Source organism: Mesorhizobium xinjiangense (assembly GCF_009749525.1).
GTDB lineage: Bacteria > Pseudomonadota > Alphaproteobacteria > Rhizobiales > Rhizobiaceae > Mangrovimarina > Mangrovimarina xinjiangensis.
Map to the genome: position 1 here is coordinate 17,010 of NZ_WOAC01000032.1, position 12,026 is coordinate 29,035.

11 protein-coding genes are annotated in these 12,026 nt (G+C 63.1%); 10 read left to right on the forward strand and 1 reads right to left on the reverse strand.

Annotation, left to right across the window (positions count from 1 at the left end; all coding sequences use genetic code 11):
• The first annotated feature begins 26 nt into the window (after positions 1–26).
• The 10 genes from frr (at position 27) to lpxB (ending at position 10,522) form a co-directional block, all read left to right on the forward strand.
• On the forward strand, positions 27–587 hold the full coding sequence (gene frr / locus GM909_RS23590; protein ID WP_157019786.1) for a ribosome recycling factor: 561 nt from the start codon (positions 27–29) through the stop codon (positions 585–587).
• Positions 588–617: 30 nt separating this feature from the next.
• Entirely contained in the window at positions 618–1,334 is a 717-nt protein-coding gene (locus tag GM909_RS23595; RefSeq protein ID WP_157019789.1) for an isoprenyl transferase, read from the forward strand.
• A 39-nt stretch (positions 1,335–1,373) separates the two neighbouring features.
• A complete protein-coding gene (locus GM909_RS23600; protein WP_157019792.1) occupies positions 1,374–2,189 on the forward strand; it encodes a phosphatidate cytidylyltransferase in 816 nt (271 codons plus the stop codon).
• A 99-nt stretch (positions 2,190–2,288) separates the two neighbouring features.
• Positions 2,289–3,428, forward strand: coding sequence for an RIP metalloprotease RseP (rseP, locus tag GM909_RS23605; RefSeq protein ID WP_157019795.1), 1,140 nt, complete (start codon positions 2,289–2,291; stop codon positions 3,426–3,428).
• A gap of 215 nt (positions 3,429–3,643) precedes the next feature.
• On the forward strand, positions 3,644–6,031 hold the full coding sequence (gene bamA, locus GM909_RS23610) for an outer membrane protein assembly factor BamA (RefSeq protein ID WP_157019798.1): 2,388 nt from the start codon (positions 3,644–3,646) through the stop codon (positions 6,029–6,031).
• Between the two features lie 84 nt (positions 6,032–6,115).
• A complete protein-coding gene (gene lpxD / locus GM909_RS23615) occupies positions 6,116–7,168 on the forward strand; it encodes a UDP-3-O-(3-hydroxymyristoyl)glucosamine N-acyltransferase (protein ID WP_157019801.1) in 1,053 nt (350 codons plus the stop codon).
• Positions 7,168–7,638: a 3-hydroxyacyl-ACP dehydratase FabZ gene (gene fabZ / locus GM909_RS23620; protein WP_157019804.1), complete on the forward strand. Its 471-nt coding sequence runs from the start codon at positions 7,168–7,170 to the stop codon at positions 7,636–7,638. The genes lpxD and fabZ overlap by 1 nt, the downstream gene beginning before the upstream one ends.
• A gap of 10 nt (positions 7,639–7,648) precedes the next feature.
• Complete coding sequence (gene lpxA, locus GM909_RS23625; RefSeq protein ID WP_157019807.1) at positions 7,649–8,482, forward strand: acyl-ACP--UDP-N-acetylglucosamine O-acyltransferase; 834 nt, start codon at positions 7,649–7,651, stop codon at positions 8,480–8,482.
• Positions 8,460–9,356: an LpxI family protein gene (locus GM909_RS23630; RefSeq protein ID WP_235912045.1), complete on the forward strand. Its 897-nt coding sequence runs from the start codon at positions 8,460–8,462 to the stop codon at positions 9,354–9,356. The genes lpxA and GM909_RS23630 overlap by 23 nt, the downstream gene beginning before the upstream one ends.
• The gene (lpxB, locus tag GM909_RS23635) at positions 9,356–10,522 is read left to right on the forward strand and encodes a lipid-A-disaccharide synthase (protein WP_157019813.1); all 1,167 of its coding nucleotides are present in this window, start codon (positions 9,356–9,358) and stop codon (positions 10,520–10,522) included. The genes GM909_RS23630 and lpxB overlap by 1 nt, the downstream gene beginning before the upstream one ends.
• A gap of 101 nt (positions 10,523–10,623) precedes the next feature.
• Here the strand turns inward: lpxB and gltA are convergent, their stop codons facing one another.
• Positions 10,624–11,913 carry a citrate synthase gene (gene gltA, locus GM909_RS23640; protein ID WP_157019816.1) on the reverse strand — a complete coding sequence of 430 codons (1,290 nt, stop codon included), beginning with the start codon at positions 11,911–11,913 and terminating at the stop codon, positions 10,624–10,626.
• Between the last annotated feature and the right edge of the window lie 113 nt (positions 11,914–12,026).

Genomic DNA, 12,026 nt, shown 5'->3' on the forward strand with positions numbered 1-12,026 from the left:
ATGTGGCCCGAGAAGGAGTAGCAGAGATGAGTGGTGTATTCGACATCAAGGACCTTCAGCGGCGAATGGATGGCGCGATCAACGCCTTCAAGCACGATCTGGCGTCACTGCGCACGGGGCGCGCCTCGGCCAATCTGCTCGACCCGATCCATGTCGATGCCTATGGCTCGAGCGTTCCCGTCAACCAGGTGGGCACGGTGAGCGTACCGGAGCCGCGCATGATCCAGGTTTCGGTCTGGGACAAGCAGTTGGTCGGTGCGGTCGACCGCGCGATTCGCGAATCCAATCTCGGTTTCAACCCGATCGTCGACGGAACGACGCTGCGCATCCCGCTGCCCGAGCTCAACGAGCAGCGGCGCAAGGAACTCGTCAAGATTGCGCATCAATATGCCGAAAGCGCCCGCGTCGCCGCCCGTCACGTTCGCCGTGACGGCATGGAAAGTCTCAAGAAGTCCGAAAAGGACGGCGAGTTCAGCCAGGACGACGCGCGCGCCAAATCCGACCGGGTGCAAAAGCTCACCGATGATACGATCGCTTCCATCGACAGCATTCTGGCGGAGAAGGAAGCGGAGATCATGCACGTCTGACCGAACGGCGACGGTTCCTGAAAGGGTTCAATGACCAAGCCTTCGCATATCGCGATCATCATGGACGGCAATGGTCGATGGGCCAAGGCGCGCGGCCTGCCGCGTGCGGCCGGGCATCGGGCCGGAGTGGAGGCGTTGCGTCGCACGGTGCGGGCCGTAGGAGAGCAGGGCGTCGCCTGGCTGACCTGTTACGCCTTTTCCTCGGAAAACTGGTCGCGGCCGCAATCCGAAGTCAGCGACCTGTTGGGGTTGCTCAAGATCTTCATTCGCCGTGACCTGGCCGAATTGCACCAGAACGGCGTGCGGGTGCGCGTCATCGGCGACCGCAAGGGACTGAAATCCGATATCCGTACGCTTCTGGAAGAGGCGGAGGCGCTGACGGCCGACAATGACGCGATGATCCTCATCATCGCCTTCAATTACGGCTCGCGCGACGAGATCGCGCGAGCCGCGGCCAAGATCGCCCGCATGGCGGCCAACCAGGAAATCTCGGCCAGCCAGATAACGCCGGAGACGTTTGCCGCCTTTCTCGACACCGCCGGCGTGCCCGATCCCGATCTCATCATCCGCACCGGCGGCGATCAGAGGCTGTCCAACTTTCTCCTTTGGCAGGCTGCCTATGCCGAACTGGTCTTCGCCCCCTGCTTCTGGCCGGATTTCACCGAATCGGATCTGGTGGCGGCGATCGAGGAGTTTGGGGGCAGGGATCGCCGCTTCGGCAAGGTCGCCGCGGACGCCGTGTCGTGACAGCCGTGCACGAGTGTGTCGCGCAGGCGAGGGCGCGGCATGAGTAACCTGCAACTGCGAATCGTTTCGGCGCTTATCCTCATTGCCGTCGTGCTGGCACTGACAATCGTCGGCGGCGTGGCATTTCGGGCGTTTGTCGGCGCAATGGCGCTGGCAATCTTTTACGAATGGGCGACGATGACCGGGCTTGCGCGTGAACGTGCGGCGCTCGCCATCAACGTTGTGCTGCTTTTGATTCCGTTGGCGCTACTCCTGGGCGGACTCGGTGCCATGACCGTGTTTGGCGCGGCGCTGTTTGCCATAGTCGCGTCCCTGGTCCTCGCGCTCCTCTTGCGCCAGGTGCGCACCGGCCCGCTCGGGATCGCCTATGCGGCGTTGCCGGCGATTGCGCTGGCATTCATTCGCGGCAACGACACGCCTGGCCTCGTGGCGACCCTATTCCTGTTCGCCGTCGTCTGGGCGACCGATATCTTTGCCTATTTCGTCGGCCGCGCGGTTGGTGGACCGAAGCTCGCGCCTGCGATTTCGCCGGGCAAGACTTGGAGCGGCGCCGTCGGCGGGATGCTGTGTGCCCTGGCGGCCGGATGGGCCGTGGCGGCCCTGGCCGGGGCGCCGACGGGCTTGGTGCTGATTGCCACTGTTGCTCTCCTGTCGATTGTTTCGCAGGTGGGGGATCTGTTCGAATCGGCGGTCAAGCGGCGCTGCGGCGTGAAGGACTCCTCCAACCTCATTCCCGGACATGGCGGAGTGATGGATCGCGTCGACGGGCTTGTCGCCGCCGCTTTAGGTCTATACGTGATCGGGTGGCTGATGTCCGGCCCGGATGCTCCGTCTTCCGGCTTGTTCGGCATGTGACATCGGCGGTGGCATGCGGCGCTTTGCGCCATGCCCCTGCGGGCAATCGTGCTGCACAGTTCGGCAGCGGCGGGCAATGACGGTCTCAGAGGACGAGTCTTGGGCGATATTCTGACTTCCATCTTCAGCACCGAAGGGATTCTGATCGGCACGATCGTTCCGTTCGTTTTCGTGCTGACAATCGTCGTTTTCGTTCACGAGATGGGTCACTATCTCGTTGGCCGCTGGTGCGGCATTGGGGTGCAAGCCTTCTCGATCGGCTTCGGGCCGGAACTCCTTGCCTTCAACGACCGGCGCGGGACGCGCTGGAAAGTCTGCGCGATTCCGCTCGGCGGCTACGTCAAGTTCCTCGGCGACATGAACGTCACCAGCACGCCGGATGCCGACAGCGTGGAAAAGTTGAGCGAGGCCGAGCGCAAGCACGCTTTCCATCTGCAGCCTGTCTGGAAGCGGGCGGCGACCGTGGCCGCTGGTCCGATCTTCAATTTCCTTCTGACGATTGCCGTCTTTGCGGTCATGTTTTCTCTGCACGGCCGCTATGTCATGGAACCGATGGTGGCCGAGGTACGCGCCGACAGCCCGGCCGAGGCGGCCGGTTTCCTGCCTGGAGACCGATTCGTCTCCGTGGACGGAGCGCGGGTCGATACGTTCGGCGACGTACAGCGTTATGTCTCCGGGCGCGCCGGCGACCGGATCGAATTCGTCATGTCGCGCGACGGCAAGGAAGTCGCGTTGACGGCGACGCCGGAACTGATCGAGCAGAAGGACGCGCTCGGCAACGACATCAAGATCGGCGTCATCGGCGTGGTCAACAACCAGGATATGGGCCAGCCGCGGCTGATCGAATACGGACCCGTGCAGGCGCTGGGCGAGGCTACCGCCGAGACGGGCCACATCATCGTTCGCACCGGACAATTTTTGCGCCGCTTTGTCGTTGGACGTGAGGATCGCTGTCAGCTCGGCGGGCCGGTGAAGATCGCCGACATGGCCGGAAAGGCGGCCAGCAAAGGGTTTGACTGGCTCGTGCAACTGATCGCCTTGTTGTCGGTCGGGATCGGCGTGCTCAACCTGTTGCCGATTCCGCCGCTCGATGGTGGTCATTTGGCGTTTTATGGGGTTGAAGCCCTCACGGGAAAACCTGTATCAGAGCGCGTGATGGATCTGATTTACAGGGCCGGTCTGCTCATGGTCTTGGCATTCATGGGCTTTGTGTTCTGGAATGATATTTTCGGATGCTGACAGAGGGGTGGGGGATTCGGCAGGTCGTTGAATTGACGTCTTATTTACCATGCGCCGGGAATTGCGTGGCCATATGGTCACGCGCCAAGGATTAGTAAACGCAAATTAACCAGAAGCCTTGCGTGTATGGAATTTCCGGGTAATAGGGTATCGGTCATGTACGACACATCCGGTTTCTCGCCGTGGGGACTACGAGAACAAGGTAATTTAGCCCGATGAAGGCACGCAGTAATTTTCTGAGCGCGGTGTCCGCCGCCGCCCTGATGGCAGCCATGGCGACGACCGGATCGGTTGCCGTTCAATTGGCCGCCACGGCAGTGGCGCAGGCCGCGGTCGTCAACAGCATCGATGTGCGCGGCAATCGCCGGGTCGAAAGCGAAACCATCCGCAACTACGTCAACATCAAGCCGGGGCAGAGTTTCTCTCCCGCTGATGTCGACGAGGCGGTCAAGAGCCTGTTCGGAACCGGGTTGTTCTCCGACGTGCGGATCAACCAGGCCGGCTCGACGCTTGTCGTGCAGGTCGAGGAATATTCGATCGTCAATCAGGTGATCTTTCAGGGCAACAAGAAGATCAAGGATGCCACCCTCGCACAGGGCGTTCAGCTGAAACCGCGCGGGACCTTCTCCAACACCACGCTCGATACCGACGTCGCCGCCATCCGCGAATCCTACAGCCGCATCGGGCGCGACGATGCCGTGGTCAACGCGCAGGTCGTCGACCTGGGCGAGAATCGGGTGAATGTCGTCTTCGAGATTCAGGAAGGCGGGCGCACGAAAATCTCGTCGATCAATTTCGTTGGCAACAATGCCTTTGGCGATCGCCGCCTGACCGATGTGATTTCGACCAAGCGTTCGACGATATTTTCCTTCCTGTTCCGCGACGACGTCTACGACGAGGACAGGCTGCGCGCCGACGAGGAGGCGCTGCGGCGCTTCTATTACAATCGTGGCTTTGCCGATTTTCGCATCGTCTCGTCCTCGGCCGAGCTCGATGAGGCGAACAATTCCTACGCCATCACCGTCACGCTCGACGAGGGTGAGCGCTATACCTTTGGCGATGTGTCGGTCGAGAGCACGATCGAGGGCGTCGATGCGCAATCGCTCAATTCGCTGCTCGAGACGCGCACCGGCAAGGTTTACAGCGCCGAAGACGTCGAGGATTCGATCGTCGCGCTGACCGAGCAGGTGGTCGGCCTGGGCTATGCCTTTGCCGAGGTGACGCCGCGCGGCGACCGCAATTTCGAGAACCGTACGATCTCTGTCGTCTACCAGATCGATCAGGGCGCGCGGACCTATATCGAGCGGATCGAGATTCGCGGCAACAGCCGCACCCGCGACTTCGTCATTCGCCGCGAATTCGACATCAGCGAGGGCGACGCCTTCAATCAGGTGCTGGTCCAGCGGGCCAAGCGCCGCCTGGAAAGGCTTGATTACTTCACCACGGTCAATGTTTCGACCGTACCGGGCTCGCAGCCCGACCAGGTCTATCTTGTGATCGACGTGGTGGAGAAGGCGACCGGCGAGTTGTCGATCGGCGCCGGTTACTCGACGGGCGAGACGGCCAGCAGTTCCGGCGGCGTGTCGGTCGAGGGCTCGATCGGCGAACGCAATTTCCTGGGCCGCGGCCAGTACATCAAGGTGTCGGTCGGTGGCGGCGAGGATTCGCGCGACTACTCCTTCTCCTTCACCGAGCCCTACTTCCTTGGGCGCAGGATCTCGGCCGGCTTCGACATCTACCGCCGCACGCGCGAATATGACTACTATGAAGCGGCGTCGACCGGTGCCACCGTGCGCTTCGGCTTGCCCATCACCGAGGCTCTGACGACGCAGTTGGCCTACAACTACGTCCAGGAAGAGTATGAATACGACGACAGCATCGACGGTGATGAATGTCCCGGCATTCCAGGGTCGATCTCGAGCGGTTTCTGCCCCGTCTCGTCAGCCATCCAAAACGCGATCGAGGAAAGCCCGTGGGTCAAGTCCTCGGTCAGCGGCAGCCTGATCTACAACACGCTCGACGACTTCAAGATGCCGCGCGAGGGCATCTACGCCAACTTCACCACAGAGGTGGCAGGCATTGGCGGCGATGCGCAATGGGTGAAGCTCACCGGCCGCGCGAACTACTATCATCTCCTTTCGGAGCAGTATGATATCGTCGGCCTGCTGTCGGGCGGTGCGGGGCATGTCATCGACACCGGCTCGGGCCTGCGCGTCTTCGACCAGTTCATGAACAACGATCGCATGATTCGCGGCTTCGAGGTCGGTGGCATCGGACCAACCTCCAGCCAGATCGCCACCGACCATCTCGGCGGCGAAACCTATTTCAACGCCACGGCCGAGGCGCAGTTCCCGATCCCGGTCGTGCCGCCGTCGCTCGGCCTGCGCGGCGCGGTGTTCGCCGACGCGGCGACACTCTACGGCAATGAAGTGGAGGGTGTTGATCCCAACACGACCGATATGGAATGGCGCGCATCCGTGGGTGTGAGCCTGTTGTGGGCGTCGCCCTTCGGGCCGCTGCGCATCGACTATGCCGTGCCTGTGAAGAAGGAACCCACGGACGAGGTGGAAAACTTCAACTTTGGCATTTCGACCCGCTTCTGATCGGGTTGGCCCCGATGGCCCGGGTCTGTGACCCGGGTGCATCCTGGAAAGCATGATGTCTGCTTACAGCCGGACGCCGCGTCCATGACCGAGCCGCAATTCTTCGTGCCAGCAAGACGGCTCACGGTCGGTGAGATCGCTGCGCTGACGGGTGCCGAATTGCTGCGCCCCGAGCAGGCGGCGATGGTCGTCGACGGCGTGGCCGCTGCAACCGATGGCGGAGCGGGCAAGCTCGTCTTCGTCGATGGGCCGAAACACGCCGCGCCGCTTGCCGAACTCGACGCCGCCGCGATCCTGTGTCCTGCGGGGCTGGCCGATCGCGTGCCCGAGCGCGTTGCCGTCATCGTGACAGGGACGCCGGCGCAGGCTTTTTCGGAAGTGGCCAGGCTTCTCTATCCCTCGGCGGTCAGGCCGGCTGCGCTGACCGGTGAAACGAGCGTTTCGGCTGCCGCCCATATCGCACCGGATGCGCATATCGAGGACGGGGCCATTGTCGAAGCGGGAGCCGTCGTCGGTCCGCGTGCCTCGGTCGGTGCGGGGGCGGTGATCGCGCCCAATGCGGTGATCGGATCGGACTGTCAGGTCGGCCGCGACAGCTATGTCGGGCCCGGAGCTTCGATCCAGGCAGGATTTCTGGGCAGCCGCGTCATCATTCATGCCGGCGTGCGGATCGGCCAGGACGGGTTCGGATTTCTGCCCGGTCCGAGCGGTTTGGCGAAGGTGCCGCAGATCGGCCGCGTGATCGTCCAGGACGACGTGGAGATCGGGGCCAATACGACGATCGATCGCGGAGCGCTCGGCGATACGGTGATTGGCGAGGGAACGAAGATCGATAATCTGGTCCAGATCGCCCACAATGTACGCATCGGCCGCCATTGCGCCATTGCCGGCCATGTCGGCATTTCGGGCTCGGTGACGCTTGGCGACGGCGTTCTGCTCGGCGGCCGGGTGGGGATTGCGGATCATCTCACAATCGGTGACGGGGCGCAGCTTGCGGCGTCGAGCGGTGTCATGCATGACGTGCCCGCAGGGGCGCGGTGGGCAGGGGCCCCGGCCCGGCCGATGAAGGATTTTTTTCGGGAAGTCGCGGCAATCCGGCGGATGGTCGGTGCCAGGAAGTCGGCAGGAGAGGAATGATGTCGGAGACCGGGACGGCGCAGCTTGGCGCTGTCGATATTCAAGGCATGATGGCGCTGCTGCCGCATCGCTATCCGTTTTTGCTCGTCGACAAGATCATCGAGATCGACGGCGACAGTTCTGCCATCGGCATCAAGAACGTGACTATGAACGAGCCGCATTTCATGGGCCATTTTCCCGGTCAGCCTGTGATGCCCGGCGTGCTCATCATCGAGGCGATGGCGCAGACGGCTGGCGCCATCTGCATCCGCAACACCGGGATGGACAAGCCCAATCTCGTCTACTTCATGACAATCGACGGCGCGAAGTTCCGCCGTCCGGTGGTGCCGGGCGACCAGCTTCAAATTCATGTCAGGAAAGTCAAGCAAAGGGGCAATATCTGGCGCTTTGCCTGTGAGGCGACGGTGGAGGGTGCGAAGGCCGCCGAAGCCGAGATATCGGCCATGATGTCGCCCAAGCCGGATGTCTGATGTGCCTCCAATGACTGGGAATGAAACCACGATCCACCCGTCCGCCGTTGTCGAGCCCGGCGCGCAATTGGGTACGGGTGTGCGGATCGGGCCGTTCTGCCATGTTGGTCCAGACGTCGTCGTGGGTGACAATTGCGAGCTTGTCGGCCATGTCTCGGTGACGGGCAAGACGACGATCGGCAAGGGTGCGGTCATCCATCCGCAGGCCGCTCTCGGCCGACCGGCTCAGGATGCCAAGCACAAGGGCGCAAAGACCGCGCTGGAGATCGGTGAGAACTGCATCATCCGCGAATGCGTGACCATGCATTGCGGATCCGATGCCAGCACCGGCCGCACCGTGATCGGCGACGACGGCTTTTTCCTCGCCTATTCCCACGTGGCGCATGATTGCGTGGTCGGGCGCAACGCCGTGTTTGCCAACGGGGCCACATTGGGCGGGCACTGCCAGATCGGCGATTTCGTCTATATTGGCGGTCTGACCGCCGTGCACCAGAACGTGCGCGTCGGCGACCGCGCCTTTCTCGGCGGATGCTCCGCCGTCGTTGGCGATGTGATTCCGTACGGCATGGCTGCCGGCAACAGGGCCAAGCTGCGCGGCTTCAACGTCGTCGGCATGCGCCGCCAGGGCATGGCGCGAGCCGACATTATGCGCATGCGGGAGGCCTACCGCGTCATTTTCGATCCCCAACGTCCGCTCAAGGAGAACCTGGAAATTGCCGCGCGCGACTTTGCCGACACGCCGCTGGTCGGCGAGATCGTTGGCTTCATGAAGCAGGGCGGCAAGCGCTACTTTATCGTTCCGCCGTTGAAGGGCGATGCCGATGAAGGCGACGAAGCCGTCTAGTGACGAGATCACGCGCATTGCGGCGCCCGGCAGCCGCATAGCGATCATTGCCGGAAGCGGTTTTCTTCCGGTCGAGGTCGCGTCGAGCCTGGTCGCCGCCGGACAACGGCCCGCCGTCGTCGTCGTCGAAGGCGAGGGGGTTGATCCAGACGATTTCCCGGGCTGCGACATGGGCTCGATCAGGATCGAGCAATTTGCCGATCTGGTGAAGGTGCTGCGCGGATTTGGCGCCACCCATGTGGTGCTGGCCGGCGGTATTGCGCGACGTCCGTCGCTCGGCGCCGTGCCCTGGAGCCTGGGGCTCCTGCGTCTCCTGCCACGGGTCGTTGCGGGCCTGCGCAAGGGTGATGACGGCCTTTTGCGCGCACTGGTCGGACTGATCGAGGAAAGAGGCATCAAAGTGGTCGGCGCACACGAAATCGCGCCCGACCTTTTGGCGACCGAAGGTGCTATGGGCAAGGTCCGTCCGACAGCGGCGGACGAACGCAACATCGAAGCCGGCATCAAGGCCGCGCGCGCCATCGGTGCTCTCGATATCGGCCAGGCGGCGGTCGCGATCGGCGGCAGGGTGGTGGCGCTCGAGGGGGTGGAAGGCACCGACGGCTTGCTTGAACGGGTACGCGAACTGCGCTCCAATGGGCGCATCAAGGCGCATCGCCGCGGCGTCCTGGTCAAATGCGCCAAGCCCGGCCAGGAATTGCGGGCCGACCTCCCGGCGATCGGTCCGCAAAGCGCCGACGCGGTGCATGCCGCCGGGCTGGCGGGGATCGCTGTCGAGGCAGGGCGCTCGCTCGTTCTGCAGCACAAGGCGCTGATCGAGCGGGCGGATGCGCTGGGCCTGTTCGTGGTCGGTTTCTCTCAGGAGCGCATGTGATGGCCGGCGGCACTCCATTGCGCGTCGCCATCGTGGCCGGGGAGGAATCGGGCGACCTGCTCGGCGCCGACCTCGTCGATGGCCTCATCGAGGCGACCGGCCGACCGGTGGAACTGATCGGTGTCGGCGGTGCACATCTGGCGGCTCATGGCCTTGACAGCCTGTTCGATCCCGGCGAGATCGCGCTGATGGGCGTGACACAGATCGTCGCGCGGCTGCCGCAGCTCATGCGCCGCATATCGTCCACCGCCGCCGCGATTGCGCGCGCCAGGCCCGATTGCCTGATCACCATCGACAGCCCCGATTTCAGCCTGCGTGTGGCGCGCAAGGTGAAGGCGGCCTGTCCGGACTTGCCGGTGATCCATTATGTCTGTCCCAGCGTCTGGGCCTGGCGGCCGGAACGCGCGCGCAAGATGGCGGCCTATGTCGACCGGGTGCTGTGCATCCTGCCTTTCGAGGCCGAGGCGTTGAAACGGCTCGATGGGCCGCCGGGAACCTATGTCGGCCACAGGTTGGCCGGCCGGGCGGAACTGACCGCGGCATCACAACGCCAGCGCAACAGGCTGCCGCGCACAGCGGGTGATCCTTTGACGCTTCTCCTCCTGCCGGGATCGCGGCGCAGCGAGGTGCGCGCGCTGATCGATCCGTTCCGCCAGAGCGTGGCGGCGCTCGAACGGCGCGGGTATACGGTGCGGCTTGTCCTGCCGACGGTCGAGCATGTGCGTGGACTGGTCGAAGAGGCGACGGCCGATTGGAGCATCCGGCCCGAAATCGTCACGGGCGTGGCGGAGAAATATGCCGCCTTCGGCGCGGCCGATGTCGCCCTGGCGGCCTCGGGTACGGTCTCGCTCGAATTGGCCCTGGCGCGGGTGCCGACGGTGCTGTGCTACAAGGCCGATTTCCTCGGGCGGCTGCTCTACCGGATGATCACCGTCTGGTCGGCCGCATTGCCGAATCTTATCGCCGACCGCCCGGTTGTGCCGGAATTCTTCGACCAGTTCGTGCGGCCGGAGATGATCGCCCGTCATATCGAGCAGCTTGCCCGGGACAGCCACATGCGTGCGGCGCAACTGGAAGGTTTCGATGTCGTGCGTTCGACGATGGAGACCGACCGTCCATCCGGCGTGATTGCCGCTGAAGCCGTCCTGTCGCATCTCGACGCTTGAGCCACGCGCGCCCTGCTGTCGGATAGGCCATATCCGAGACGTCCGGACAAAAAGAAAGCGGCGCCCCGAAAGACGCCGCGAAATGCTTGCCGGATGCCGGTTCAGCGCTTGGCGATCGGCACATAGTCGCGCGTGGTCGCGCCGGTGTAGAGCTGACGCGGACGGCCGATCTTCTGATGCGGGTCTTCGACCATCTCCTTCCACTGGGCGATCCAGCCGACCGTGCGGGCGAGTGCGAACAGGACGGTGAACATCGTGGTCGGGAAACCGAGCGCCTTCAGCGTGATTCCCGAATAGAAGTCGATATTGGGGTAGAGTTTCTTCTCGATGAAATATTCGTCGGTAAGAGCGATCTTCTCGAGTTCCATTGCCACGTCGAGCAGCGGATCGTCCTTGATGCCGAGCTCGCCCAGCACCTCATGCGTCGTCTTCTGCATGATCTTGGCGCGCGGATCGTAGTTCTTGTAGACCCGGTGACCGAAGCCCATGAGACGGAATGGATCATTCTTGTCCTTGGCGCGGTCGATGAATTCGGGGATCCGGTCGACTGAGCCGATTTCGGCCAGCATGTTGAGGGCTGCTTCGTTGGCGCCGCCATGGGCAGGGCCCCACAGGCAGGCGATGCCGGCGGCGATGCATGCAAAGGGGTTGGCGCCCGACGAGCCGGCAAGCCGCACGGTCGAAGTGGATGCGTTCTGCTCGTGATCGGCGTGCAGGATGAAGATGCGTTCCATGGCGCGCGCCAGCACCGGATTGACGTTGTATTCCTCGCACGGAACCGAAAAACACATGTTCAGGAAGTCGGCCGCATAGCCCAGATCGTTGCGCGGATAAACGAAGGGCTGTCCGATATGGTACTTGTAGGCCATGGCCGCGATCGTCGGCATCTTGGCGATCATGCGGATCGAGGCGACCATGCGCTGGTGCGGATCGGAAATGTCGGTTGAATCGTGATAGAAGGCCGACAGTGCACCGACGACGCCGCACATCACCGCCATGGGATGGGCGTCGCGGCGGAAGCCGGTGAAGAAGCGCGACATCTGCTCGTGCAGCATCGTGTGATGCGTCACGCGATGGTCGAAATCGTCCTTCTGCGTCTTGGTCGGAAGGTCACCGTACAGCAGCAGATAGCAAACCTCGAGGAAATCGCCATGCTCGGCGAGCTGCTCGATCGGATAGCCGCGATGCAGAAGAACACCCTTGTCGCCGTCGATATAGGTGATCTTGGATTCGCAGCTCGCCGTGGAGGTGAAGCCCGGATCATAGGTGAAGGCGCCGGTCTTGCCATAAAGCGACGCGATATCGATCACCTGCGGGCCCACCGAGCCTTCGCGCACGCTCAATTCCAGCTCCTGCCCGCCATACACCAGCTTTGCAGTTGAATCGGTCATCGGTATCTCCTTCTTCGATCTCTCCGGACGGGCAGGGGGGCAAGTCCGGAGGCGGCGCCTGCGGACAAGAGAAATGTGCGCCTTAGCTAGCCGATTTCGTACCCCGTGCCAAG